Below are 24,381 nucleotides of genomic sequence, written 5' to 3'. Positions count from 1 at the left end.
TCAGGCCGCGGCGGCGAGGGGGGCGAGGGGCCAGGCGTCGGCGGTCGCGGCCAAAGCCGCGGCCGGACCGATCAGGATGAGCGTGGGTCCGTCGATGTCGGCGCGTGCGGCGAGAACGGGCAGGTCGTCGAGGACGCCGGAGAAGATGCGCCTCTCGTTGCGGCCCGCCTTCTCCACGGCCACGACGGGGGTCGACGCTGCAAGACCGGCGGCGACGAGCCTGTCGCGGACCCTCTGTCCTGCGCTGCGCCCCATGTACACCGCGACGGTCGCGCCGCCCGCGGCAAGGGTTTCCCAATGCGCGGGATCCGTCCCCTCGGCGCCCTCGGCCGTGGCGAGGACGAGGGTCGAGGCGACACCGCGCAGCGTGAGCGGCAGCTTCGCGTCGGCTGCGGCGGCCAGGGCCGCGGTGACGCCGGGAACGAGCTCGAACGGGATGCCGGCGCCCTCCAGCGCGGCCATCTCCTCGCCCGCACGGCCGAACACGAGCGGATCGCCGGCCTTCAGCCGGACGACGCGGCGGCCTGCCCGTGCGTGGCGGATCATCAGGGCCTCGATGTCGCGCTGCGTCATCCGGTGGGCTCCGCGCCGCTTGCCGACGCAGACCCGTTCCGTCTCCGGTGGGACGAGGCCGAGGACTTCGGGACCGACGAGCGCGTCGTGGAGCACCACGTCGGCCTGCTGGAGCAGCCGCACCGCACGGACCGTCAGGAGGTCGGCAGCGCCTGGCCCGGCGCCGACGAGGGCGACACGACCGCGTGGGCCACGTCCCGCCCTGCCCAGGATCGCTGCGAGCCGCGCGAACCAGCCGATGCCACGATCGGGGGCTGTGGAGAATGACATGGTCATGATCGATGCCGGTTCGTGTGAAAGATTAATTCACATACCGTATCGACAATAATCTTTATACTACAAAAACAATTTGTAGATTCTCTATATGGAACGGCTGGCGCGGGACGCTGCCATTCCCTCGTGGATCAGGCTGCCTCGGCCTGCGGCTCCGGCTCGCTGCCCGGGGCCAGGCGAACCCGCAACCCGTCCAGGGCCTCGGTCATGAGGATCTGGCATGAAAGGCGCGAGGTGGTTGCGTCGACCATCATCGCCTCGTCGAGGCGGTCGATCTCCTCGTCCGTCGGCGGAATCAGGCGGCCGACCCACTCCGGATCGACGTAGACATGGCAGGTGGCGCAGGCACAGGCACCGCCGCACTCGGCCTTGATCCCGACGCCCCAGTCCCGGATGACCTCCATCACGCGCCAGCCCTCGAGCGCCTCGAGGTTGTGCTCCACTCCCTGGTGGTCGACGACGACGATGTGCATGGGAAACCCGAAGAGGCGCGACGAATGAGGAACCGACGCCACTGCTGGAGCGGACTTCGGGCGCTGTCCTTGACCAAGGTCAACGGACCAACCGTTCAGTTACTACCACGGCCCCACCGCGGCAGCAATCAACATCGCCTGCTGCGTATTAATCGATAATCACATCTTAAGCTGTAAATTAGCTTCGATCCTCTCCCGACGTCGCCGACAGGGCCGTGGCCCAGCGGGACTCGGGGCCGAACTCCGACGTCGACGACACCGCGAGGATCTCGGCGAGGCGGGTGCGGGCGCGGTTCACGCGGCTCTTGATGGTGCCCACCGCGCAGCCGCAGATCTGAGCGGCCTCTTCGTAGGAGAGCCCGGAGCCGCCGATCAGGATGAGGGCTTCGCGCTGGTCGGGGAGGAGTTGCTGAAGAGCCGCCCCGAAGTCGACGAGGTCCATGTGGCCCTCCTGCGCCGGATGGGTGGCCAGGCGGGCCGCCATCTGGCCGTCGGCGTCCTCGACCTCGCGCCGCCGCTTGCGGTGCTCGGAGTAGAACACGTTGCGCAGGATGGTGAAGAGCCACGCGGACACGTTCGTCCCCGGGGTGAAGCTGTCCCGGTTCGCCCATGCCTTCAGCATCGTCTCCTGCACGAGGTCGTCCGCGCGATCGGGATTGCCGCTCAGCGACATCGCGAACGCACGCAAGGCCGGGACCGCCGCCAGGATGTCGTCCTTCATGCGGCGGGCGGCGGGATCCTCGGTCATTCCTTGTCCTTCGTTCCCCCCGTCTTCTCGTCGAGCTTGTTGAGGAGTTCCAGGAAGCGGTCCGGGACCGGCTGGTTCACCACCGTGTCGTACATCGCCCGCAACTGGCGGCCGATGTGCGACTGGAGATCGGTATCGGGCCGCCCCGTCTGCAACGACGCGGTGTCATCCGACAGATCGACGTTGATGGGTTCGCTCATGTCGGTGCCTGCCTGCCGTGCGGCGGCGCCGGAGCGCCGGCCTTTCCTGGTCCTCATCCATGCCTCCGCGCGAACGGCTCAGTGTACCCGGGGGATCGGCTGGTGGCCGCCGGCGCGGTGTGCTGGGTGCTCAACGCGGCTCTGCGGACGTGGTTCCTAGGGTCCGATGGAACTTCCCCGAGGCTGCGACGTTAGCGCGAGAATGGTCCGCGACCATAGCCCCCCTCGCTCCCCGCGCCGGCCCGGCCCTCTCGGTCGCCTGCGGACCGCATGACAGGAGGACCACCATGTCCATCGCCCAGGCGATCGCCCCGCACTTGCCTTACCTGCGCCGCTTCGCGCGTGCGCTGGCCGGTTCGCAGCAGGGGGGTGACGCCTACGCCGTGGCGACCCTCGAGGCGCTGGTGGCGGATCCCGGCTCGTTCGACGACGTGCTCGAACCCCGGGTCGCTCTCTACAAGGCTTTCCTGAAGGTCTGGGCATCGGTGCCCGTCAACCGGGCCACCGACGTGGCCGCGCGGGTGGAAGGGGGGCCGCGGCGCTCCCTGTCGATGCTGACGCCGCCGGCGAGGATCGCGTTCCTGTTGCATTGCGTCGAAGGCTTCTCCCACGACGATGTTGCGGGAGCGATGGGCAGGACCGTCGTCGAGGTCGACACGCTTCTCACGGAGGCCGGGCGCGAAATTGCCGAGCAGATGTCGACAGACGTCCTGATCATCGAGGACGAACCCATCATCGCCATGGATCTCGAGGCGCTGGTGCAGGGCCTCGGCCACCGGGTTCTCGGTATCGCCCGGACGCGCAGCGAAGCCCAGGCCGTGATCCAGCGCCGGGAACCGGGGCTCGTGCTGGCGGACATCCAGCTCGCCGATGGCAGTTCTGGCGTCGATGCCGTGAACGACATCCTCCAGACGTCCTCCCTGCCCGTGATCTTCATCACGGCGTTTCCGGAGCGGTTCCTGACGGGGCAGCGCCCGGAGCCGGCATTCCTGATCACGAAGCCCTTCCGCGCGGACACGGTGAGGGCGGTCATCAGCCAGGCTCTCTTCTTCGACCAGAAGTCCCACTGCCCCCCCGAGCGCGGCGCGGCGGCGGAGCGGGCGAGGGCCTGAGCCTCGACGATGCCGTCGGGCGGGGCCGAAGCCCCGCCCGGAGTCGTCACATGCGGTCGGGCTGGGTGGCGTTCAGCCACGCATCGATCTCGCGTTCGGCCCGATCCTTCGCGTAGCCGTAGCGCTGCTGCAGCCGGCCGGCGAGTTCGTCCCGCTTGCCGTTCATCACCGTGATGTCGTCATCGGTGAGCTCGCCCCACTGCTGCTTGATCCGGCCCTTCATTTCCTTCCAGTTGCCTTCAACACGATCCCAGTTCATGTCAGATGGCTCCCTCGTTCGAGTGAAGTCCCCGTCGGGGCAACGTGACGGAGCCGCTCGGGTTCCGAACGAAAAACGACCCGCAACGGGGTTGCCCCGCTGCGGGTCGAGGAGGCGCGGCCGGCCAGGCTGGGAGGGGGCTTTCCTCACCCGACCGTTGCGAACGACCTCCCAACGCGCAAGGGTCGCCTTCGGTTCCATCGTTGCCCGGCCGATCGTTTCGGCGTCGTGATGGAACCGCCGACCGGGGCGAGAGGGTTGGCCCAAGGACCGCCAGGAGACAGGATCAGTGGTTCCCTTCACCGTCCGACACCGCACCGAGTACCGGTATGCCGCCCCCGTGAGCTTCGGGGAGCACCGGTTGATGCTGCGACCCCGCGACAGCCACGACCTGCGGCTGGACAAGGCGGAACTGATCCTGTCCCCGGCCGCCAGCTCCGTCCGCTGGTTCCACGACGTCTTCGGCAATTCCGTCGCCGTCGCGACGTTCGACACGGCCGCGGACAGGCTCTCGATCGAGTCCGTCCTGCATCTCGTCCGGTATCCGCGGGCGCAGGAGTCGCTGTCCCTGACCGACGCCGCGCGCACCTATCCCTTCATCTACTCGGCCGACGACCGCTCTGACCTCGGCCGGCTGCTGGAGCGGCACTATCCCGACGCGCGAGGTGCCGTGGACGAATGGGCACGCGGCTTCGTGTCCGCACGACCCATGCCCACGATGGACCTGCTGAGCACGCTCAACGACCGGATTCGCGCCACCTTTCGCTACGAAGCCAGGGACACGGAGGGCACCCAGCCGCCGGAGGTGACGCTCGAGCGCGGCGCCGGATCGTGCCGCGACTTCGCTCTGCTCATGATCGAGGCGCTCCGCAGCCTTGGCTTCGGCGCCCGCTTCGTGAGCGGCTACCTGTATGATCCGGCCCTCGACGGGGGCGCGGCCGGGACGGTCGGCGCCGGGCAGACCCATGCCTGGGTCGACGTCTACCTGCCAGGTGCAGGGTGGGTCGAGTTCGACCCCACCAACGCGGCGGTCGATGCCGGCTCCCTGATCCGCGTCGCCGTCACCCGCGATCCTTCGCAGGCGGTCCCGGTTGCGGGCAGCTTCACCGGGCGGCCATCGGACCCGCTCGGCATGACCGTCGAGGTCCTCGTCCAGCGTACCGACGAGCCAAGCTACACCTGAGCCCGCGTCGGCGGCGGGATGGGATCGTTCGCCGGGGGCAGACCCGGCTCCGGCGGGCCTGCGGGAATCTCTACCGGCGGCAGGGGCGCGGGGCCTTCAGGCGGTTGGGGCGGGCCCTCGGGCGTGGGCCCGGGACCGGGAGCGGGCGGCGGCGCGGGGACCGGCGGGACAGGCTCGGGGACCGCTGGCGGCTCGGACGATCGCACGTCGTTCTCTCCTGTGGCTGCGCGTGCGACGAACGCCGCACGGATGTCACGGTTCCGCCTGCTCCTTGCAATAGCGGTGCAACATTCACATGGAACAGTCCGTGCATGGGATGCGTTCGTGGGCGGACGCCCGAACGTCCGGGCCCACTCAGCAACGGGGGACTTTCATGGCACGGCTCGATCGTCCGCACAGCGCCTTCCCGGCACCTCGCGCCGATGCGGTCGAGATGGAGGATCGGATCCTCGACGACCTGCGCGCCTTCGCCCACGATCTCGGCATCGCGGGAGCGTCGGCCATGGAGCGGGAGGAACTCGTGGAGAGCCTCCGCCAGCGCTACGTCCTCGAATCCCTCCTGCGCGAGACCCTTCGACCGGCGATCGGGTCCGAGCAGGCCCGATAGAGGACGAAAAGCCGCATCTTCGGCCAAGCCGGGCTTGGTCCTCGCCCCTGGATGTGTGAAACTCCCACGACCAATCGGCGGGGGCGTGCACGCGTCGGATGAACGACTTCCGTGTTCCACGTGCCGGCGCAGCCGGCGACGCGACGTCGCCGGGCGAACAGTCGGTTCGCTGGCTGCGCATTCTCGTCTGGCTGTCCGTCGCGCTTCCCCTGATGCTCCTCGCGGCCGTGGGTGTCACGGCCTGGCGAGATCGCGAGAAGGATCTGGAGAGGTCGCTCCAGCACACGCTCGACCTCGTCCACGAGCACGCCCTGAGGACCTTCGACACCTACGCCCTCGTGGCCGGGCAGGCGAACGAGTTCGTGCGCGATCTTTCCGACGCGGAGATCCGCGCCCGCGAAGCGGCGATCAACGAACGGCTCCTTCGGCTCTCGCACTCCCTGCCTCAGATCCAGGACGTCTGGCTCCTTGACGCGCAGGGCCGCGGGATGGTGGCGGCCGAGGTGTTTCCCGTCCCGGGGGTGGACCTTTCGGACCGCGAATATTTTCGCGTGCACATTCGCCAGCCGCGGCCCCCTTACGTCAGCGAACAGCTGCGGGGGCGGGTCATGGACGTCCGGTTCTTCCAGATCAGCTGGCGCCTGCGATCGCCGGAGGGTCCGTTCGCCGGCGTCGTCGCCGTATCGGTGCAGCCCGACTATTATCGCGAGTTCCACGGCCGCGTCGCACGGGAGACGAACCTCGCCATCGCCCTCATGCGCGACGACGGGGCGATCCTCGTCGACACCCCCAGTCCCCGTGGCGACGGCACACCGATCGGCCAGCGCGCGCAGGAACTCGTCGGACAGCTCCGCGGCGTTCCGGCGACGGGCCTTCTGGACCTGCCGGCCTCCGACCAGGGACCGGCCGAACTCGTGGCCCACAGGGGCATCGAGGGCTATCCGGTCCAGGTCGTCGTCGCATCTCCGCGCTCGGTGATCCTGGACGACTGGCTTCGCACCATGGCCATCTACGTGGCCATCGGCATCCCGGCCACGCTCGGTCTCTTCCTGCTGAGCCTCACCGCCTTGAGGCAGGCGCATAGCCAGACGCTCGCCTTCGCGAGGCTCAAGGCAGAGTCGGAGAAGAGGCAGGCGGCCGAGGCCGCCCTCCGGCAGGTCCAGAAGATGGAGGCGGTGGGCCGGCTGACCGGGGGCGTCGCGCACGACTTCAACAACCTCCTGACGGTGGTCATCGGGAACCTCGACATGCTGCTGCGGCGGCTGCGTCCCGACGACGTGAGGGCCCGGCGGTCGGCGAGCCTGGCGAAGGAGGGAGCGGTGCGCGCCTCCCTGCTCACCCAGCGGTTGCTCGCCTTCTCGCGCCAGCAGCCGCTGGAGCCCAAGCGGATCGACGTGGCGGACCTCGTGGGCGGCATGTCGGACCTGATCCGGCGCACGCTGGGCGAATCCATCACCGTCGAGGCTCGCACCCAGGCGGGTCTGTGGCCGGTGAACGTCGACCCGAACCAACTCGAGAGCGCGATCCTCAATCTCGCCGTCAACGCCCGCGACGCCATGCCGGAGGGCGGGCGGCTGGAGATCCGCGCGCGCAACCTTTCCGTGAGCCAGCGTGGGACCCACCCCGAGGATCCCGAACCCGGCGACTGGGTGATCGTAGAGGTGGCCGACACCGGGCACGGCATCCCCGACGAGATCCAGCTCAAGGTCTTCGAGCCGTTCTTCACGACGAAGCCGCACGGCAAGGGTACGGGCCTCGGCCTGTCTCAGGTCTACGGCTTCATCAAGCAGTCGGGCGGCCACGTGCGGCTGGAGAGCCGGAGCGGGGAGGGCACCACGGTCAGGCTGTTCCTGCCGCGGGCGGCCTTCGGGGTGGAGCCCGAGCCGGCATCGGCGGAGGGCGGGGGGGATCATGCCGCGCTCCTGGCCGAGCGTCGCCGGACCGCGCTCGTCGTTGAGGACGATCCGGCCGTACGGTCCTTCAGCGTCGATGCCCTTCGCGACCTCGGCTTCGACGTGCTCGAGGCGGAGGATGCGGCATCCGCGATGCGCCTCCTGGCACAGGCGCGCGAGGTGGACCTCCTGTTCTCGGACATCGGCCTGCCGGGGACCGACGGCCGGGCCCTGGCGCTGCAGGCGCGTCGGGACCGCCCGCGCCTGCACGTCCTGCTCACGTCGGGCTATGCGCACCAGATCATGCAGGACCCTGCGGACGACGGCCCGGACCTCCTGCCAAAGCCCTTCACCGTCGACGAACTGTCGCGCCGGCTGGCTTCGTTGTTGCGCAACGATGCGGCCGGGGAACCTGCGGGCGCCGGCATCCGTTGAGACCGTCCGGGGGGCGACCAGGACGATCCGATGCCGCACTCCGATTCACCACCCGCCCGATCCGCCAGACCGCCGAAAGTCCAGCCCGCTCGCCGGCCCGGCCAGCCGGGCGCCCAGGACGAGAAGCGCCCCGAACCCGACCGCGCCGCGCTGGATCCCGTGCCCGACGATGCCGCCAAGGACCGAAGGCCCGGGTGAGACGACGCTTTCTGCCTGGTCGGAACGCGCTATCCTGCATGGGTTTCTGAACCTCGCTCGCGCTCGCGGGCGAGAGACGACACATTCGAAGAGGACCACGTTGGTCGACAGGCAACGATGACCGTGAACGGACGACTGAGAATTCTGCTTGTTGAGGACGAGCCGCTCATCGCGATGACGCTGGCCGACCTTCTCGACGAGCTCGGCCACGAGGTCGTGGAGGCCGGCACGGCCGCAGCGGCGCTCGGCCACTTTCAGGCGGATCCGCATCTCGACGTCCTGATGACGGACATCGGCCTCCCGGACATGCCGGGGGATCGACTGGTCGAGCTGTGCCGGGAGCGTCGCCCGGATCTCCCCGTCGTGTTCGCCACCGGCCACATGCGGGCTCTTCCGGGGCAGGAGGAGCGGGCAGAGCCGCCGACCGTCCGCGTCACCAAGCCGTTCCAGCTCGACGATCTTGCCGCGGCTCTGCGGCGCCTCGGATTCGGCTGACGTCTCAGCCGGCGGCGAGGCTGGAGTCGGGCTGACCGATCGAGGGCGGAAGCGTAAGCGTCCAGCCCGCGCCCGCCCCCGGATGGTGACGCATGACGATGTCGCCCTGCCGGGCGAGGCTCCGGACGATGGTCAATCCGACTGACCCCTTCTGCTCCGCCGCCGTGGCATCGAAGCCAGCCCCCGTGTCGTGGATGTCGATGGCGATGCGACCCCCGGTCCCTTCGCGGACCCTGATCCGGATGTCGCCCACCCCGCGGGGGAACGCGTGCGAGAAGCTGTTCGAGATCAGCTCGGCCATGATCAGGCCGACGATGCTGGCCGTTCCGGCCTCGATCGGCACGGCGAGTCCCTCGACCTGGACGTCGATGTGGTCGCAGCCATGCAGGACGGCGAGGGGGCGGCCCAGACGTCGCAGGAAATCGACGAGGACGATCCGCGTCACGTCGTGCTCGCCGTGGATCTCTGCCTGAACGTGCCCCATCGCCTGGATCCTGCGAGCGAGTCGCAGCAGTTCGTCGCGCGTCTGCGCGTCGGGAACAGCTCGCGCGCGGAGCGACAGCAGGCTGAGAATCACCTGGAGGTTGTTCTTCACCCTGTGATGAACCTCACCGAGGAGGACATCGCGCTGGCGCAGGGCGCGCCGTGCATCTGCGAGCGCAGTCTGTGCGCGGAGTTCAGCATGCTTGCGGTCGGAGATGTCGAGACAGGTGCCGAGATAGCCGGCGAAGTTTCCATCGGACAGGAAGAAGGGGCGGCCGCGGTCCGTCATCCAGCGCAGTTCGCCGTCCGCCCGCCGGATCCGATAATCGAGGGAGAAGTCGCGGCGCTCGTCGAAGGCCGCCCTGAACTGGGCGCGGCACCTGTCGCGTTCGCCTTCGTGGATGACCTCTCCCCAGGACAGGCCGCTCATGCGCTCGCGCGACAAGCCGGTGAAATCCACCCAGGTGCGATTGACCCAGTTGTAGACGCCGTCCGTGCCGACGCGCCAGATGAGGACCGGCGCGGCATCCGCCAGTTCTTGGAACCGAACTCCGCTGTCCATGTCGAGAGGCGCGCCGCCTTGTCCAGCCCCCGCCGGGCGTCGGCGGTACCGGTGGTCGTAACGCGCGGAGTCTGCCAGAGGTTCCTTCCTGCGAAAGAGGCCGGGCGCGTCGCACCCGGCCTCTTCAAGACTTGCAGGCCCGGGATGACGGTCAGAACTTGTAGTTCAGGCCGGCCCTGATCACGCCGAAGTCGTTGTTCTTCGACTGGGTGACGAGGTAGGTCCCGGTCAGGTCCGTGTACGAGCCGTACCGGTTGCCGCGGTCGATGTTCACCCACAGACCTTCGACCTTCGCGGTCCAGTTGTTGGTGAAGGCGTACTCGACGCCGCCGCCGAGGGTCCAGCCGGCACGCGTGTCGTTGCTGCCGAAGATCCGGTCACCGATGTCGCCGTAGGCAAGACCGCCCGTCACGTAGAACAGCGCCCGGTCCATGGCGAAGCCGATACGGCCGCGCACGGTGCCGAAGTAGTTGCCGCTGCTGCTCGTGACGCCGAAGGCGCCGAACGTCCGGTCGCCGCCGAAGTCGGCGTACTGGATGTCCGTTTCCAGACCCCAGACGAAGGCGCCCGTCTGCATGTTGTAGCCGATCTGGCCACCGCCGACGAAGCCGCCGTCGTCGCCGCTGCTGAACACGAACGTGCCGCCCGGGCCCGCGAAGGTGGTGTCGCCACCGCTGGACCAGCCGTAGCCCGCGTTCACGCCGATGTAGAAGCCGGTCCACGTGAAGGCCGGCGGCGCATAGGCGACGGGCGCGGCCGGCGCCATCGTGCGGCTGGGGAGATCGGCCGCGAAGGCCGGTGCCGAAACGGCCGTCAGGGCCGTGGCGGCGAGGAGAAGGTTACGCATGTGTTTCGTCCTTTCGGTCGGGCGACGCGAGGAGTGGCGACCGTAGCTGCGCCGCCAAGTTCGATCAAGGTATTCAAGCTGGAGCGTAACTTTAAATACTTCGAGTCTGCGGTCAATGTTGTTGAAATAGCACAGTCTGTAGCCTCAATGTGGCGAGATTGATAAAATCGAGACCATAAAATGGCGTGAATAAAGCTTGGTCGTGGCTGTATGCAGGCAGGCGAATGACACAAAGACCTGATGCGGCAGCTCGCCGTGGAACCGCCCCGCAGACCTCGCGTTGGCCGAACGTTTCCAGCAAGCCGGAGGGACCGATGGTGGATCAGCACGAGCCAGTGGAGAGGGAGATCGGCGTGAACGAGGCGCGACAAGCTGTGACGGGACATCATGTCTGGGTCGTGCTCACCGCGGGCCTGATCCTGGCGGGCATCGCGGGCATCGTCCTCTACTTCACCGTCGGCACGTGACGGCGGGTACGAAAACGCCGCCGGCGTGCCGGCGGCGTGACGACCTTCCGTCCGAGGAAGATCAGTGGTTCTGGTTTCCGCCGGAGCGCCGGCTGTGCGACGCCTCGCCGCCCTTGCGGCCGGCCTCGGCCGCCAACTTCGGGTCCCGCGAGAAGCTGCGGGCCTCGGGGGCGACGCTGCGGCCACCCTTGCGACCGGCTTCCGCGGCGAGCTTGGGATCGCGAGAGAAGCTGCGCTTCTCGTTCGGCACGCTTTCGCCCCCCTTCCGGGCGATGTCGCGCTGCTTGTTCTGGTCCATCGAAGCGAAGCCCCGGTTCGACCGCTGCTGGTTGTCCGCCATGTTCAGGCTCTCCCTAGAACGTACTCCGACCGGAAACGCGGGAGGCTGGAGCTTGGTTCCATCCTCGGGCGCGACAATTTCAGCGGAGGTGAAGGAGAGCCCTCCAGGGAAACCTTGGCGGAGGATTGCACGTTGGCGACGCACGCCGGCGGTTCCTCCCCACGCTTCGCACTGTCGTCGGCGAACAGGAGTCACGTCGATGAAAAAGCTGATGATGACGGCTGCGATCGCCTTGTCGCTGGGTGCATGCGCGCAGACCGAGGCCGAGAACCGAGCCCTGGGCGGTGCTGCCATCGGCGGTGCCACCGGTGCCGTGGTAGGTGGCCTCGCAACCGGCCGGCCCAGCGGCGCACTGGCAGGAGCGGCGGTCGGCGCGGCCGGAGGCGCCATCGTCGGCGCGGCCACCACCCCGCGTCGCGACTGCTACTACGACGGCTGGGGTCGCAGGGTCTGCGACTACTACTGAGCGTCTCGGGCATCCCTCCAGGGCCGGTCCCGCGCGGGCCGGCCCTTCTCGTATCCGTCGATATCTCTCTGCGCTGCCACCGATGTCTCGACGAGGCCGTACGCATGAAAAAAGGCCGGCCAGTCATGCCTGGCCGGCCTTCTCAAGGATGGGGGACGGTCAGGAGGCGGCGTCGTCGTTGACGTCGCCTTCCGCGATCTCCGTCAGGAGGCGGTCGGCGTTCTTCTCTTCCTCGAGGTTCTGCTCGAGGAGGTCGATCGCGTCGTCCATCTCGAGCTGCTCCGCCCACGCGATCAGCGTGCCGTAACGGGAGATCTCGTAGTGTTCCACCGCCTGCGCGGCCGCCAGGATCCCGGCGTCGCGCACCTCGGCGTCCGTGATCTGAGAGGCGAGGCCATCCGCTTCCTTGATGATCCCCTCGATGGCGTCGCAGCGCTCCCCGCGCGGCGGGGCGTTGCACATGCGGAAGACCTCCTCCAGCCGCTGCACCTGCTCGCGTGTCTCCTCGAGATGCTGCTGGAAGGCCTCGCGCAGTTCCTCCGAGCGCGCCTGCTCGACCATCTTCGGCAGCGCCTTCAGGATCTGGTTCTCCGCGTAGTAGATGTCGCCCAGTGTATGGACGAAGAGCTCCTGCATCGTGTTCACGGCCATGGCGCGCATCCTTTCATGATTGCCTTCCCGTCGACCGCCGGGGTGCCGGGGAACGTCCCATCGGCATCCTTTGTTCCTGCCGCGACCGTCGCCGCGCGCCGCCCGAAGAGGAGTGGACGTGGCCCGGCCGCAGCCAGCGGGGACGGGGTCAACGGACGGGATCGCGACGCCTGAAGGGAGGGGCTGCGCGGAGATCCTCGCGGGTCACAGGCACGACCAGCCGACGGGCCCCCTTGAGAGGCTCGATGGTCACCGCCCCGAGCGGGACGGCCACGTCCTTCTCGCCGATCCCGAGGAAGCCTCCGACGCCGATGACGAGGGCCGGCGGCGCGGTCCCGCTCGTGTCCACGACGACGTCGTTCACGTCACCGATCCGCTCACCGTTCCGGCCGAAGACGTTCTGTCCGATGAAACTGGTGGCCGTCCGCTGGGCGGGGGCCTCCTCCGTGAGATAGCCAATGGACGGTGCAGCCGCGGTCTGCGCCAGGCCTTCCGCGGAAGGCAGGGCGGCGAGCGCGGCAAGCGCCGTTAGGCCCACACGTATCCGGCTCGCCATCCGTCTCTCCCGTCAGTCGTCGGACCGGGCAACGTGCACGGGGACTTGGCGTTCCGCACTTCGGCGCGAGTCCGGGAACCAGGGCGTTCCGGTCACGTTGGAGGAGCCCGCCGCGGGACATCGCGTCAGGAACGCAAGCCCCGCGCGCCAAGGAGAGCAGCCAGGAGGCTCGTCATGGATCCCGCCCGCCTGATGTCATCGGCCGCCCTGACCGTCGCGGTCGCCACGTTGTTTGCGCCTCCCGTGCTGGGCTGGATGCAGAATCCCGCCCCGCAGCGGCCGGCCGCCCGTCTCGACGTATCCGTCACGGAAACCGCGGCGCCCGTCTCGGCGAGCCTGCGCCATCCGTCGGCTTACTGCGCCACCGAGCCGACCGACTCGGCCAGCAGGGTACGCGGAGCGGCCGTCTTCGCCGAGAACACGCGTCGCGCCGGAACCATGTCCAGCGTGTCCCGTTGACCGGCTGCAAGGCTCGGTCCGGGCGTCTGTGCCCCCTCCCGCCCGATCGATCGTGCCAGGACCCGCAGCGGCTCACCGTTGCGGGTCCTTTGCTGTCGGGACTGGCTCGCCATCGGCCGGAACCTTCCGTCCGCAGGCGGCGTTGCCGGTGAAATTCGTCACGTGACGATCGCAGCCCTGTCAGTCGAGCGACGGATGTCCGTCGGGTCGACTGCAACCGGAGGCCCTCATGACGCTCGGCACAATCCTCCTCATCATCCTGATCCTGCTGGTGATCGGCGCCGTTCCCGCCTGGCCTTACAGCCGCGGCTGGGGCTACGGACCGTCGGGCATCCTCGGGATCGTCTTCCTGATCCTGCTGGTGATGCTGCTCACGGGCCGCCTCTAGCCCGGCCTCGCGGCGCGGACGAAAAAGGGGAGCGGGCCGCAAGCCCGCTCCCCTTTTTCTCGCCTGCGTTCCGGCGGCGATCGGTTCAGGCCCGGAGGCGGGCCCCGTCGGTCCGATGGGCCTTCCGGTTGAAGAACAGCGCCTGGCTGATGACGGCCTTCACCGTGTCGGCGAGGAAGGGCTTCGTGATCAGGAAGGCGGGTTCCGGCCTGCTGCCGGTGAGAAAGCGCTCGGGATAGGCGGTGATGAAGATCACCGGTACCTCGAGGGTGCCCAGGATCTCGTTGACTGCCTCCAGCCCCGAGCTTCCGTCGGCGAGCTGGATGTCGGCGAGGATCAGTCCCGGCGTGAGCCGCGCGATGGACGACACGGCTTCGCCGTGGGTGCGGGCCACGTCCACGACGCGGTGGCCGAGTTCCTCGACGAGAGACTGCAGGTCGAGGGCGATGAGGGGCTCGTCCTCGATGATGAGGACGTCTGTCTTGATCTGGTCCGCAATCTCCCGGCCGGCGGCCTCCACGAGGGCGCTCGCCTCGTCCGTCTCGCAGCCCAGGACTCGCGCGACCTCTTCGTTGGTCAACCCCTCCAGCGACCGCAGGAGGAAGGCGATCCGCGAGCGCGGCGTCACCGCCTGCAGGTTGCGCAGCGCGCCGCGCTCAGGCGGAGAGATCGCCGTGTCGATCTGCGCATCGATGGGAACCGACCGCCAGACCTCGAGGAGAAGCTGGTAAAGCTGGACGCGCACGTCGTCGCCGAGGTCGATGCGCTGCGGCTCGTCGATCACCGCCTCGAGCGTCGCCTGGACATAGATGTCGCCGATCTTCTGGTTGCCTGTCAGGGCGCGCGAGAACCGGCGCAGGTAAGGCAGGTGCGGCGCGATGGCCTGCGAAGCGGACATGAGACCCCCTGTGCGGGCAAAGCAGCAGCTTTGCCACTATGGCCCTCAACGCAGCCGGCGTCGAAAAGGTTCCGCCGTGACCGGAACCGCCGGGCCCGTCCGCGCGTTGTCGCGTCGGATGGTGCCGCGCTCTGCGGCGGGAGGCTGTACATGACACAACGGCGAATCGCGCGGCAAGCAGAAACGCAGGACCGGGGCGACGACCCGTCGGGACGGACGCCACCGGAAGCCCCGGCCCTGCAGCCGAACGTCCAGGACCACATCGGGCGCCAGCTGCGGGCCATCTATGACGACGTTCTGAGCCAGCCGGTTCCCGACCGCTTCCGCGAGCTCATGGAGCGGCTCGACCGCGTCCAGGGCGACGGGGAGGACAAGTGATGAATCACGGGTCCCCGAGCGCCGCCATGAAGGCGGAACTCATCGCTGCGATCCCCAGCCTCCGGGCCTTCGCGATGTCGCTCTCGGGGAACATGGACCGCGCCGACGACCTCGTGCAGGAGACGCTGGTGAAGGCGTGGACCAACCTCGGGTCGTTCACCGAGGGGACGAACATGTCCGCCTGGCTCTTCACGATCCTGCGCAACCTCTTCTATTCCGAGTACCGCAAGCGCCGCCGAGAGGTGGCCGACCCCGAGGGACGCATCGCGGGTCGCCTGATGTCGAACCCGACGCAGGGCTCCCACATGGATTTCCTCGACTTCAGCGCCGCGCTGCAGCAGCTCTCCGCGGACCAGCGCGAGGCGCTGATCCTCGTCGGCGCGTCCGGCATGTCCTACGAGGAGGCCGCCGACATCTGCGGCTGTGCCGTGGGCACCATGAAGAGCCGCGTCAACCGCGCGCGAAACCGTCTCGCCCAGCTGCTCGCGATGGCTCCGGGCGAGGAATTCGCCTCCGAGCCCCAGTGGCAGAGCGTGCTCGACCAGGACCAGCATCTGGCCGTGGGCGAGTAGCGCCGGATTTACGCCGGGTCGTCGATCACCGAGACGTGTGCCGCCACGACGCGCCAGCCCTCGGGCGTACGCACCCACGTCTGGCTTTGCCGCCCGACCTTGCCCGGTGACGAGTTCCGCCTGAACAGCGTGTTGGCGGTGGCGAAGTCCCTTCCGTAGGTCGTGATCACCGTCTTCTCCAGCGTCCGGGCAAGGCCCGCGGGCGAGCGGGCCGAGCGGAAGGCGGCGATGGCATCGTAGCCGTAGAGGTTCTCGCCGCCACCGTAGCGCAGCGTGATTGGGCTCTTCCAGAACAGTTCGTCCAGTACCGCCACGTCATTGCCGACGAGGGCCGCCTCGTATCGGGCGAAGACGGCCTCGACCTCCGCCTTCACCTCCGGAATGTTGATCTCCACGCCGCTCTCCTTTCCCCTCTCGTCATGCTCCGCTGCGTGCGGAGGCACGAGGCTTGCTTGGCACGTGGCGCTGATCCGGAGACCCGCCATGACCGATGCCGTCGAAACCCCGTCCGCCGCCCGCTGGGCGGGGCGCAACGCCCGCAAGGATACCCTGCGCGACCGCATCTGGGGCGCCCTCGAGGATCAGGGCATGAATGTCGGCCCGGTGTGGAGCCGCATTCCGAACTTCGTCGGTGCCGACCTCGCGGCCTGGCGGCTGGCGCAGATCCCGGCGTGGCAGGGCGCCGCCGTGGTGAAGTGCAACCCCGATCCACCCCAGATTCCGGTGCGGCTGCGCGCGCTGTACGACGGCAAGATCGTGTACGCACCCGTGCCCGAGCTGACCCTCGGCTTCCCGTTCGTGAAGCTCGATCCACAGGTCCTGACCCGCAAGGGCATCAGCTTCGAGCTGGCGGCGACGTCGCAGGGCTTCGTGGAGCACGGCGAGCCGGTGGCCTTCGAGGACATGGACCCGATCGACGTGTGCGTCGTCGGCTGCGTCGCCGTCACGCGCGCCGGCGGCCGAACCGGGAAGGGCGGTGGCTTCGCCGACCTCGAACTCGGCATCTTCAGGGAACTCGGAACGGTCGAGCCTGTCACGCCTGTCGTCACGACGGTGCATTCGGTCCAGGTCGTGGACGACGCCGAGATCGTCATGCTCGGTCATGACAGCCCCCTCGACTGGATCGCGACGCCATGGGAGCTCATCGAGACCCGCACGGCCTATCCCCAGCCCACGGGCGTGGCGTGGGACATGGTGCAGCAGGACCAGTTCGACGGCATCCCGTTTCTGAAGGATCTGCAGACACGCCTGACCCGCGTCTGACGCGTCCCTGCACGGCCTGCGTCACGCTGCCACGGAAGCGCGGCAGACGCCTGCCTGCTCCAGGGCGTGGGCCGCACGCAGCGCCAGGTCCTCCCGCCATGGCGGGGCGATGACCTGGACACCGATGGGCAGGCGCTCGCCCTGTGTCCAGACGGGCACGGCGACGACTGGCAGACCGACGAAGGAGACAGGCTGCGTGAACAGGCCGAGGTTCGGCCGCACGGCCATCTCCGCCCCGCCGAGCGTCATGGTCTTCTGGCCGCCGCGCGGCGCGCGGCACGGCGTGGCCGGGGCGAGAAGCAGGTCGACCTCGTCGAAGAGCCGGACCACCGCGTCGCGGAAGGTCCGGCGCAGCTTGTGGGCCTTTCCGACCAGCGAGGCCGGCGCCATGGCGCCGGCGATCAGCCGGTCCCGGACGTCGGGATCGAAGTCTCCGGGCCGCGTGCGCAGCCGCGGGAGGTGCAGCGAGGCGGCCTCCGTCGCGGTGATCAGGAATGCGGCAGCCCGGGCGCGGGCAACGTCCGGCCACTCGACGGTCCGGGTTGCCTCCAGCGCGCGGGCCACCCTGTCGACGGCGTCGAGCGCGTCGGGTGTCGCCTTCTCGCGGAAGTAGCCGCCCAGGACTGCCACCCGCAGGCCTCGCATGCCCGCGTCGAGGGTCGGCGTCGCGAGATCGATCCCCGCGGCCGTGCAGGAGGGGTCGCGGACATCCGGCCCCTGCATGGCGTCGTAGGCCAAAGCGAGATCGTTGGCCGATCGCGCCAGCGGGCCGAGGTGATCGAGGCTCGCGACGAACGGGAACGTGCCCGCCCGCGACAGCCTGCCGAAGGTGGGCTTGAGACCGAAGAGCCCGCACAGCGAGGCCGGAACGCGGATCGAGCCGTTGGTATCCGAGCCGAGTGTGATCGCCGCGAACCCGGCGGCCGCGGCCGTACCCGAACCGCCCGATGAACCGCCGGACATGTGCGCCGGGTCGTGCGGGTTGGCGGAGCGGCCGTCATGGGCGTTCTCGCCGGTGAAGTCGTAGGCGTACTCGCCCATGTTGAGAGCGCCGAGCAGCACGGCCCCGGCTGCCTGCATCCGCGCCACCAGCGTGGCGTCAGCGGTCGCCGGTGGGTCGTGGCGGTTGATCTTCGACCCGGCGACGGTGACGACGCCCTCGATGTCGAACAGGTTCTTCACGCCGTAGGGGACGCCGGCGAGCGGGCCCGGATCCGAGCCCGCCGCGACGAGAGCATCGACGGCGCCCGCCTCCGCCAGCGCCCGTGCGCGGGTCACGTGCGTGTAGGCGCCGAGCGTCCCGTCGAGGGCGTCGATGCGGGCGAGGTGGGCCTCCGCCACGGCGCGGGCCGTGGTGCGCCGCTCGCGGACGGCGGCGGCGATGGCAGCGGCGCTGGCGCGGACGGGGTCGAAGTCGCTCACGGCCGATACACCGGCGCGGGCTCCTCCCGCTCGTCGATGGCGGCGCCGTCGACGAGGGCGGCCATGGCGGCGATGACGCCGAGGTTGGTCAGGACACCGGGGCGGAAGGCCGGGTCCACGGTGATGCCGAGCAGCGGGGCCATGGCGTCGATGACGGCCTCCGGGTCGAAGGCCGGTGGCGTCGGTGCGGTGTCAGCCATGGACGGCCTCCTCGAGGCGGGCGAGCGGCGTCGCCCAGCCCACGATGGCGCCCTGCGCGGTGATCATCTCGATGGCGCCGGACTTGAAGTGCGGGAAGTAGCTCTCGGTGGCGTCCTCGATCAGCAGGCACTCATAGCCGCGGTCGTTGGCCTCCCGCATCGACGTCTGGACGCACACCTCGGTCGTCACGCCCGCGAAGACGAGATGGGTGATGCCACGCTCCCTCAGGACGGCTTGCAGTCCGGTCGCATAGAAGGCCCCCTTGCCCGGCTTGTCGATCTCGATCTCGCCGGGGATCGGCGCCACGGCGGGGAGGATGGCGTTGCCCGGCTCGCCTCGCACCAGCAGGCGACCCATGGGGCCGTCGTCGCCGATGCGAACCGGCGCGCTGCCGCGGGCGCGCTTGGCGGGCGGCAGGTCGGAGAGGTCGGGCAGGTGGGCCTCGCGGGTATGGATGACCGTCCAGCCCTTCGACCGGAACAGGGCGAGAAGCCGCGCGACCGCAGGCACGATGGCGGCGAGGCGCGACACGTCGTTGCCGAGCGCCTCGCCGAAGCCGCCGGGCTCGATGAAGTCGCGCTGCATGTCGATGACGATCAGCGCGGTGCGGGCCGGATCGAGCGGGTAGGGGTAGGGCGTGGCCTGGACCTCGATCATGCTCAGTGACCCGCCATGTGGGCGCCGATGGTGGTGCGGTCGGTCTCCCCGATGGGCGCCACGTAGGTGATCGTCCCGCCCGACATCACGGCGACCGTGTCGGCGAGTTCGAGCACCTCGTCGAGGTCCTCGGAGACGAGCAGGACGGCCGCGCCGCGGTTGCGCTGCTCCATGATCTGCGCGCGGATCTCGGCCACCGACGCGAAGTCGAGGCCGAAGCAGGGGTTCGCCACGATCAGCACGTCGACGTCACCGGAGAGTTCTCGGGCCAGCACCGCGCGCTGGACGTTGCCGCCGGAGAGGTTGGCGATGGGCGTCTCGGTCGACGGCGTCTTGACGCGGTAGCGGGCGATCAGCTCGCGGGCCTTGTCGCGCATGGGACCGGGCTTCAGCCACCAGCCGAGGCTGGCCACCGGTGGCTTGTCGAAGGTGCGGAAGGCGATGTTCTCGGCGACCGACATGGTGGGCACGGTGGCGTTCTTCAGGGGCTCCTCCGGCAGCCCGAAAACCTTGAGGCGGGCCATGGCCTCGCGCGTCGGCTCGAAGGGCTGGTCGTGGATGAAGATGCGCCCGTCGCGCAGCTCACGCTGGCCCGACAGCACCTCGACGAGCTCCGACTGGCCGTTGCCGGACACGCCGGCGATGCCGACGATCTCGCCGGCATGCACCTTCAGGTTGACGGCTTCGAGAGCGGGCAATCCCTCGTCGTCATCGGCGAAGAGCGCTGTCAGTTCCAGTACGGTGGGTGTCTGCGTGCGGGCCTTGCGCTCGGCGCGGGCGCGGATCGCCGTGTCGCCGATCATCATCCGGGCCATGGCGTCGGGCGTCAGGTCGCCGACGCGGCCCTGGCCGCCGAGGCGACCGCGGCGCAGCACGGTGACGTCGTCGGCGAAGGCGGTCACCTCGCGGAACTTGTGCGTGATCATCAGCACGGTGATCTCGCCGCGTTCGGTCATGCCGCGCACGAGACCCAGCATCTCGTCGGCCTCGCCGGGCGTCAGCACGGATGTCGGCTCGTCGAGGATCAGGAAGCGCTGGTCGAGGTAGAGCTGCTTCAGGATCTCCAGCTTCTGCTTCTCGCCGGCTGCGAGCTGGCTCACGGGCACGTCGAGCGGCACGCGGAAGGGCATCGTCTCGAGGAAGGCGTCGAGGCGCCGGTGCTCGGCCTGCCAGTCGATGACGGCCGGGACGTCGAGCCGCGAGATGACGAGATTCTCCGCGCCGGTGAGGGAGGGCACCAGCGTGAAGTGCTGGTAGACCATGCCGATGCCGGCGGCCCGCGCCTCGCGCGGGTTCTTGACCTGGATCTCGCGGCCGTCGACGAGCACCGTGCCGCGGTCGGGCTGGTAGAAGCCCATGATGCACTTGACCAGCGTCGACTTGCCCGCGCCGTTCTCGCCGAGCAGCGCGTGGAACGAGCCCGCCGGCACGCGGATGGAAACGTCGTCGAGCGCCACGAGCGGCCCGAAGATCTTGCCGATCCCGACGGTCTCGAGGCCGATGGCGCGGGATGCCAGGGCTGCGTTCGTGGCCGGACTCTTGGCGGGCATGGTCACGGCAGGGCCTCCACGAAGGTGCGGCTGTCTGAGACGGTGCCGAACACACCGCCCTGCATCTTCACCATCTTGATCGCAGCGAGGTGGTTGCCGTGGTCGGTGGCGCCGCAGCAGTCCTCCAGCAGGAGGCACTCGTAGCCGCGGTCGTTCGCCTCGCGCATGGTCGTGTGCACGCAGACGTCGGTGGTGATGCCCGTCAGCACGATGTTGGCGATGCCCTTCTGGCGCAGGATCATGTCGAGGTCCGTGGCGCAGAAGGAGCCCTTGCCAGGCTTGTCGATGATCGTCTCGCCGGGCAGCGGGGCGAGCTCGGGGATGATCTCCCAGCCCGGCTCGCCGCGCACGAGGATCTTGCCGCAGGGACCGGGGTCGCCGATGCCGGCGCCGATGCGCTGCGAGCGCCAGCGCTTGTTGGCCGGCAGGTCGGCGAGGTCGGGCCGGTGGCCTTCGCGGGTGTGGATCACGGGGTAGCCCTTCGCCCGCATCGCCGTCATCACCCGACCGATCGGCTCGATCGGCGCGCGGGTGAGGGAGAGGTCGTATCCCATGGCGTCGACATAGCCGCCCTTGCCGCAGAAGTCGGTCTGCATGTCGATGACGACGAGGGCGGTGTTGTCGGGGCGCAGCGCCGCGTTCCACGGCCAGGGATAGGGATCGGCAGGGATCGTCGCCATCGTCAGGTCACTCGGTCAGATCACTCGGCCGCCTTGGGCAGCGTCTCGCCGTAGAGGCGCGTGGGGGCGGGGAAGCCGCAGGAGGTGCCGTCCGTCACCTTCACCTCGTCCTCCCAGGGCAGCCGGTAGCGACCGGCGGCGAGGTCGGTCATGAAGGTGTAGGGGCAGTCGCCTGCGCCGCCCTTCACCGCCACGAAGCCGCGGTGGCCGAGCTGGTAGATGTTGTTCTCGACGCCCCAGCCGGCGCGGGCCTCGCGCACCAGATCCGGGCGGACCTCCGCGGTGATGATCTCGTCGACGCGGCCCGACGTGCCATGCGCGAGCACCGACCCGTCGAAGTTGACGATCATGCCCTCGCCCATGCTGTCGAAGCTGCCGTCCGAGCCGCACATGCAGACGTTGGCGGTCACCATGAGGTTGCAGAAGGCGTTGGCCTGGTTGGTGAAGCGCCACGCCTCGCGGATCGGCGCGGTGTAGCCGGCCGTGCGGATCATGATCTCGGCGCCCTTGTAGGCGCATTCGCGCGCCATCTCCGGGAACATGCCGTCGTGGCAGATGATCAGCGCCAGCTTGCAGCCCTTGGGGCCGGTGATGACGGGGATGCCGAGGTCGCCCGGCTCCCAGGGCTCGACGGGCACCCACGGGTGCATCTTGCGGTAGTAGAGCCGCAACTCGCCCGTGTCGTCGATGACGATGCCGGAGTTGTAGGGGTTGCCGCCGGGGTTCAGCTCCATGATGGAGAAGCAGCCCCAGATGCGGTGCTCGCGGCAGGCCGCCTTGAAGGCGGCGACCTCGGGACCGTCCAGCCGGCACATGATGGCCGGGTTGGTGTCCATCGAAAGGCCGTGCAGCGCGTATTCGGGGAAGACGACGAGGTCCATCGTCGACAGGTTGCGCCGCGCCTTGCCGACCAGCTCGACGATGCGGCGCGTCTGCGCGGCGAGGTCGTCGGGCGTGACGACCACCGGAAGTTGCAGCTGGACGAGGCCGATGACGACGCCGTTGTCCGACTTGTTGAGGCCGCCGAGTCCGTTCATGGGGGCTCCGTTCGATCAGCGTGTCACGGCCAGCTCGCCCGGTGCGCTGGTGAAGGCGCCCTTGGTCGACGAGGAGGCGATCATGATGAAGAGCGTGACGACGTAGGGGGCTGCGTTGAAGAAGTAGTAGCCCTGCGTGATCCCGACGGACTGCAGGGCCGGCCCGATGGCGCCCGCCGCCCCGAACATCAGCGAGGCGTAGAGGCAGCGCAGCGGGTCCCAGCGGGCGAAGATGACGAGGGCGACGGCCATCAGGCCCTGACCGGAGGACAGGCCCTCGCTCCACGACCCGGGGTAGTAGAGCGACAGGAACGATCCGCCGACGCCCGCGAGGAAGCCGCCGGCGGTCGTCGCCAGCAGGCGCACGAGATCGACGTTCACGCCCATGGCCCGGGCCGCGGCGGCGCTGTCGCCGGTGGTGCGCACGACGAGGCCGAGCCGCGTGTTGCGGAAGGCCCACCACAGCGCGAAGGCCAGCGCGATGCCGACGAAGAACAGCGGGTTGACCTTGAGCACCGTCGCCAGCGAGGGATTGCCCGTCCAGTCGGCCAGCGGGATCGAGGGCAGGCGCGGCGCGGAGGGCTGGATGAAGGGCTTGCCGAAGAAGAAGGCGAGGCCGAGCCCGAAGCTCATCATGGCGATGCCGATGGCGACGTCGTTGACGCGCGGCAGCTTGCAGATCCAGCCGTGCGCGGCGCCGAGCATCGCGCCGCAGCAGCCGGCGACGAAGACGCCGAGCCAGGGCGAGCCGGAGAGGTAGGAAATCGCGTAGGCGCTCATCGCGCCGAAGACGAGCGTGCCCTCGAGGCCGAGGTTGATGCGGCCGGATTTCTCCGTGAGGCACTCGCCGAGGGACACGAACAGGAACGGCGTCGAGACTCGGATCGCGCCGCCGATCATGGCGAAGATGACGGTGAGCAGGGCCTCGTTCATGTGCGGTCCGCCTCCGCGCGCGGCCGGAAGATCGCGAAGCGCCCGTAGAGCGTCTCGCTGATGAGCAGGACGACGAAGATCAGGCTCTGGAACACCAGCACGGAGGCGTCGGGCAGGCCCATGCGGCGCTGGATCAGGCCGCCCGCCGCGGCGATGCCCCCGAAGAGGATCGCCACCGGCACGACGGCCAGCGGATTGTGGCGCGCGAGGAACGCGACGAGGATGCCCGTGAAGCCGTAGCCGGCGATGAGCGAGGCATTCGCCTTGCCGTGGATGGCGGCGACCTCGAAGTAGCCGGCGAGCCCGGCGCAGGCGCCGGCGATGGCGCAGCACGACACCATCAGCCAGCCCACCGGCAGGCCCTGCGCGCGGGCTGCGCGGACGTTGCCGCCGGTGACGCGCAGGGCGAACCCGTAGGTGGTGCGGCTGATCAGGACCCAGAGGACGACCGCCAGCAGGATGCCCCAGACGAGGCCCCAGTGGACGTCCATGCCGGGGATCGTGCCGACGCGGACCGCCTCTCCGATGTCCGCCGTCGAAGGCTTGTTGGCGGAGGCCGGGTCACGGAGCGGGCCCTCGACCATGAAGTTCATCAGCGCGATGGCGATGTAGGAGAGCAGCAGGCTCGAGATCGTCTCGTTGACGCCGCGGCTGTGGCGCAGCACGCCGACGAGGCCGATCCAGAAGCCGCCGGCGAGCATCGCCGCCGCGACCATGAGCACCATGACGACGATCGTCGGCCCGCCGCCACCGAAGGGCAGGGCGACGGTGGCCGCTGCGAGCCCGCCGAGGACGAGCGCGCCCTCTCCGCCGATGATGACGAGGCCGGCGCGCGCGGGCAGCGCCACGCAGAGCGCGGTCAGGATCAGCGGCGCCGAGCGCAGCAGGGTGTTCTGCCAGGAGAACGCGGTTCCAAAGCCGCCTCGCCACAGGAGCTGGAAGAACTCGACCGGGTCCTTGCCGAGGAAGAGGAGGAAAACGGAGAACAGCGCCGCCGAGACGAGCACGGCGAAGACCGGAATCGCGACGTACTCCGCGCCGATCCGCAGCCGGTCGATCCACTCGCCGGATCGGGCCGCGGACAGCGGGGCCGCGGGCTGCACCGCGTCGGTCATGGCGTTCT

At 69.2% G+C, this 24,381-nt stretch carries 32 protein-coding genes; 12 read left to right on the top strand and 20 right to left on the bottom strand.

Annotated elements, in window-relative coordinates:
• The 4 genes from cobA to ACX9GQ_RS18135 form a co-directional block, all read right to left on the bottom strand.
• On the bottom strand, positions 1-843 hold the full coding sequence (cobA, locus tag ACX9GQ_RS18150; protein WP_459630983.1) for a uroporphyrinogen-III C-methyltransferase: 843 nt from the start codon (positions 841-843) through the stop codon (positions 1-3).
• 134 nt (positions 844-977) lie between these two features.
• Positions 978-1,319 carry a 2Fe-2S iron-sulfur cluster-binding protein gene (locus ACX9GQ_RS18145; protein ID WP_459630982.1) on the bottom strand — a complete coding sequence of 114 codons (342 nt, stop codon included), beginning with the start codon at positions 1,317-1,319 and terminating at the stop codon, positions 978-980.
• A 178-nt stretch (positions 1,320-1,497) separates the two neighbouring features.
• Positions 1,498-2,067, bottom strand: coding sequence for a sigma-70 family RNA polymerase sigma factor (locus ACX9GQ_RS18140; RefSeq protein WP_459630981.1), 570 nt, complete (start codon positions 2,065-2,067; stop codon positions 1,498-1,500).
• Positions 2,064-2,267, bottom strand: a complete 204-nt coding sequence (locus ACX9GQ_RS18135; protein WP_459630980.1) for a NepR family anti-sigma factor — start codon at positions 2,265-2,267, stop codon at positions 2,064-2,066. Before ACX9GQ_RS18135 ends, ACX9GQ_RS18140 begins: the two co-directional genes overlap by 4 nt.
• 287 nt (positions 2,268-2,554) lie before the next feature.
• Here ACX9GQ_RS18135 and ACX9GQ_RS18130 point away from each other — a divergent pair, with 287 nt between their 5' ends.
• Positions 2,555-3,379: a response regulator gene (locus ACX9GQ_RS18130; protein WP_459630979.1), complete on the top strand. Its 825-nt coding sequence runs from the start codon at positions 2,555-2,557 to the stop codon at positions 3,377-3,379.
• 46 nt (positions 3,380-3,425) lie between these two features.
• Here ACX9GQ_RS18130 and ACX9GQ_RS18125 read toward each other — a convergent pair whose 3' ends face one another.
• Positions 3,426-3,638, bottom strand: a complete 213-nt coding sequence (locus tag ACX9GQ_RS18125; protein WP_459630978.1) for a CsbD family protein — start codon at positions 3,636-3,638, stop codon at positions 3,426-3,428.
• Positions 3,639-3,927: 289 nt separating this feature from the next.
• Here ACX9GQ_RS18125 and ACX9GQ_RS18120 point away from each other — a divergent pair, with 289 nt between their 5' ends.
• The 4 genes from ACX9GQ_RS18120 to ACX9GQ_RS18105 all read left to right on the top strand — a co-directional run bounded on the left by ACX9GQ_RS18120 (position 3,928) and on the right by ACX9GQ_RS18105 (position 8,448).
• Positions 3,928-4,821: a transglutaminase family protein gene (locus ACX9GQ_RS18120; RefSeq protein WP_459630977.1), complete on the top strand. Its 894-nt coding sequence runs from the start codon at positions 3,928-3,930 to the stop codon at positions 4,819-4,821.
• A gap of 373 nt (positions 4,822-5,194) precedes the next feature.
• Positions 5,195-5,428, top strand: a complete 234-nt coding sequence (locus tag ACX9GQ_RS18115; protein WP_459630976.1) for a hypothetical protein — start codon at positions 5,195-5,197, stop codon at positions 5,426-5,428.
• Positions 5,429-5,526: 98 nt separating this feature from the next.
• Positions 5,527-7,755, top strand: coding sequence for an ATP-binding protein (locus tag ACX9GQ_RS18110; RefSeq protein ID WP_459630975.1), 2,229 nt, complete (start codon positions 5,527-5,529; stop codon positions 7,753-7,755).
• Between the two features lie 315 nt (positions 7,756-8,070).
• The gene (locus ACX9GQ_RS18105) at positions 8,071-8,448 is read left to right on the top strand and encodes a response regulator (RefSeq protein WP_459630974.1); all 378 of its coding nucleotides are present in this window, start codon (positions 8,071-8,073) and stop codon (positions 8,446-8,448) included.
• Between the two features lie 4 nt (positions 8,449-8,452).
• Here the strand turns inward: ACX9GQ_RS18105 and ACX9GQ_RS18100 are convergent, their stop codons facing one another.
• Together ACX9GQ_RS18100 and ACX9GQ_RS18095 are read right to left on the bottom strand one after the other, a co-directional pair.
• On the bottom strand, positions 8,453-9,493 hold the full coding sequence (locus ACX9GQ_RS18100; RefSeq protein WP_459630973.1) for a sensor histidine kinase: 1,041 nt from the start codon (positions 9,491-9,493) through the stop codon (positions 8,453-8,455).
• 151 nt (positions 9,494-9,644) lie between these two features.
• Complete coding sequence (locus ACX9GQ_RS18095; RefSeq protein ID WP_459630972.1) at positions 9,645-10,340, bottom strand: outer membrane protein; 696 nt, start codon at positions 10,338-10,340, stop codon at positions 9,645-9,647.
• Between the two features lie 314 nt (positions 10,341-10,654).
• On the opposite strand from ACX9GQ_RS18095, the gene ACX9GQ_RS18090 reads away from it, so the two are divergent.
• The gene (locus tag ACX9GQ_RS18090; RefSeq protein WP_459630971.1) at positions 10,655-10,807 is read left to right on the top strand and encodes a hypothetical protein; all 153 of its coding nucleotides are present in this window, start codon (positions 10,655-10,657) and stop codon (positions 10,805-10,807) included.
• A gap of 61 nt (positions 10,808-10,868) precedes the next feature.
• Here the strand turns inward: ACX9GQ_RS18090 and ACX9GQ_RS18085 are convergent, their stop codons facing one another.
• A complete protein-coding gene (locus ACX9GQ_RS18085) occupies positions 10,869-11,147 on the bottom strand; it encodes a con-10 family general stress protein (protein WP_459630970.1) in 279 nt (92 codons plus the stop codon).
• Positions 11,148-11,346: 199 nt separating this feature from the next.
• Here ACX9GQ_RS18085 and ACX9GQ_RS18080 point away from each other — a divergent pair, with 199 nt between their 5' ends.
• Positions 11,347-11,613 carry a glycine zipper domain-containing protein gene (locus ACX9GQ_RS18080; RefSeq protein WP_459630969.1) on the top strand — a complete coding sequence of 89 codons (267 nt, stop codon included), beginning with the start codon at positions 11,347-11,349 and terminating at the stop codon, positions 11,611-11,613.
• A 159-nt stretch (positions 11,614-11,772) separates the two neighbouring features.
• Here the strand turns inward: ACX9GQ_RS18080 and ACX9GQ_RS18075 are convergent, their stop codons facing one another.
• A complete protein-coding gene (locus ACX9GQ_RS18075; RefSeq protein ID WP_459630968.1) occupies positions 11,773-12,264 on the bottom strand; it encodes a YciE/YciF ferroxidase family protein in 492 nt (163 codons plus the stop codon).
• Positions 12,265-12,412: 148 nt separating this feature from the next.
• Positions 12,413-12,820, bottom strand: a complete 408-nt coding sequence (locus ACX9GQ_RS18070; RefSeq protein WP_459630967.1) for a PRC-barrel domain-containing protein — start codon at positions 12,818-12,820, stop codon at positions 12,413-12,415.
• Between the two features lie 174 nt (positions 12,821-12,994).
• On the opposite strand from ACX9GQ_RS18070, the gene ACX9GQ_RS18065 reads away from it, so the two are divergent.
• Together ACX9GQ_RS18065 and ACX9GQ_RS18060 are read left to right on the top strand one after the other, a co-directional pair.
• Positions 12,995-13,279, top strand: a complete 285-nt coding sequence (locus ACX9GQ_RS18065) for a hypothetical protein (RefSeq protein ID WP_459630966.1) — start codon at positions 12,995-12,997, stop codon at positions 13,277-13,279.
• 229 nt (positions 13,280-13,508) lie between these two features.
• A complete protein-coding gene (locus ACX9GQ_RS18060; protein ID WP_459630965.1) occupies positions 13,509-13,667 on the top strand; it encodes a DUF3309 domain-containing protein in 159 nt (52 codons plus the stop codon).
• A gap of 85 nt (positions 13,668-13,752) precedes the next feature.
• Here the strand turns inward: ACX9GQ_RS18060 and ACX9GQ_RS18055 are convergent, their stop codons facing one another.
• Positions 13,753-14,565, bottom strand: coding sequence for a response regulator (locus ACX9GQ_RS18055; protein WP_459630964.1), 813 nt, complete (start codon positions 14,563-14,565; stop codon positions 13,753-13,755).
• 150 nt (positions 14,566-14,715) lie between these two features.
• On the opposite strand from ACX9GQ_RS18055, the gene ACX9GQ_RS18050 reads away from it, so the two are divergent.
• Together ACX9GQ_RS18050 and ACX9GQ_RS18045 are read left to right on the top strand one after the other, a co-directional pair.
• Positions 14,716-14,943 (top strand): NepR family anti-sigma factor, encoded by a 228-nt coding sequence (locus ACX9GQ_RS18050; protein ID WP_459630963.1) that lies wholly within the window; start codon positions 14,716-14,718, stop codon positions 14,941-14,943.
• Positions 14,943-15,515, top strand: coding sequence for a sigma-70 family RNA polymerase sigma factor (locus ACX9GQ_RS18045; RefSeq protein WP_459630962.1), 573 nt, complete (start codon positions 14,943-14,945; stop codon positions 15,513-15,515). Before ACX9GQ_RS18050 ends, ACX9GQ_RS18045 begins: the two co-directional genes overlap by 1 nt.
• 8 nt (positions 15,516-15,523) lie before the next feature.
• Here the strand turns inward: ACX9GQ_RS18045 and hpxZ are convergent, their stop codons facing one another.
• Entirely contained in the window at positions 15,524-15,910 is a 387-nt protein-coding gene (hpxZ, locus tag ACX9GQ_RS18040; protein ID WP_459630961.1) for an oxalurate catabolism protein HpxZ, read from the bottom strand.
• 88 nt (positions 15,911-15,998) lie between these two features.
• Between hpxZ and ACX9GQ_RS18035 the strand changes: the two genes are divergently transcribed.
• Positions 15,999-16,778: a 5-formyltetrahydrofolate cyclo-ligase gene (locus tag ACX9GQ_RS18035; RefSeq protein WP_459630960.1), complete on the top strand. Its 780-nt coding sequence runs from the start codon at positions 15,999-16,001 to the stop codon at positions 16,776-16,778.
• Positions 16,779-16,799: 21 nt separating this feature from the next.
• Here ACX9GQ_RS18035 and ACX9GQ_RS18030 read toward each other — a convergent pair whose 3' ends face one another.
• Genes ACX9GQ_RS18030 through ACX9GQ_RS17995 form a run of 8 tightly spaced genes read right to left on the bottom strand, consistent with a single transcriptional unit; the run spans position 16,800 to position 24,373 of the window.
• Positions 16,800-18,200 carry an AtzE family amidohydrolase gene (locus ACX9GQ_RS18030; protein WP_459630959.1) on the bottom strand — a complete coding sequence of 467 codons (1,401 nt, stop codon included), beginning with the start codon at positions 18,198-18,200 and terminating at the stop codon, positions 16,800-16,802.
• Positions 18,197-18,400, bottom strand: coding sequence for a DUF4089 domain-containing protein (locus ACX9GQ_RS18025; protein WP_459630958.1), 204 nt, complete (start codon positions 18,398-18,400; stop codon positions 18,197-18,199). The genes ACX9GQ_RS18030 and ACX9GQ_RS18025 overlap by 4 nt, the downstream gene beginning before the upstream one ends.
• Complete coding sequence (locus ACX9GQ_RS18020) at positions 18,393-19,058, bottom strand: cysteine hydrolase family protein (protein ID WP_459630957.1); 666 nt, start codon at positions 19,056-19,058, stop codon at positions 18,393-18,395. Before ACX9GQ_RS18020 ends, ACX9GQ_RS18025 begins: the two co-directional genes overlap by 8 nt.
• A gap of 2 nt (positions 19,059-19,060) precedes the next feature.
• A complete protein-coding gene (locus ACX9GQ_RS18015; RefSeq protein WP_459631023.1) occupies positions 19,061-20,608 on the bottom strand; it encodes an ABC transporter ATP-binding protein in 1,548 nt (515 codons plus the stop codon).
• Positions 20,609-20,610: 2 nt separating this feature from the next.
• Positions 20,611-21,288 carry a biuret amidohydrolase gene (gene biuH, locus ACX9GQ_RS18010; protein ID WP_459630956.1) on the bottom strand — a complete coding sequence of 226 codons (678 nt, stop codon included), beginning with the start codon at positions 21,286-21,288 and terminating at the stop codon, positions 20,611-20,613.
• A gap of 20 nt (positions 21,289-21,308) precedes the next feature.
• Positions 21,309-22,325 (bottom strand): formamidase, encoded by a 1,017-nt coding sequence (locus ACX9GQ_RS18005; RefSeq protein ID WP_459630955.1) that lies wholly within the window; start codon positions 22,323-22,325, stop codon positions 21,309-21,311.
• Positions 22,326-22,340: 15 nt separating this feature from the next.
• Complete coding sequence (locus tag ACX9GQ_RS18000; protein WP_459630954.1) at positions 22,341-23,258, bottom strand: ABC transporter permease; 918 nt, start codon at positions 23,256-23,258, stop codon at positions 22,341-22,343.
• Positions 23,255-24,373, bottom strand: coding sequence for an ABC transporter permease (locus tag ACX9GQ_RS17995; protein WP_459630953.1), 1,119 nt, complete (start codon positions 24,371-24,373; stop codon positions 23,255-23,257). The genes ACX9GQ_RS18000 and ACX9GQ_RS17995 overlap by 4 nt, the downstream gene beginning before the upstream one ends.
• Between the last annotated feature and the right edge of the window lie 8 nt (positions 24,374-24,381).

This window comes from Alsobacter sp. R-9, from assembly GCF_054612375.1.
Note: the sequence above shows the minus strand (reverse complement) of the source record. Positions and strands in the feature narration are given on the sequence as shown.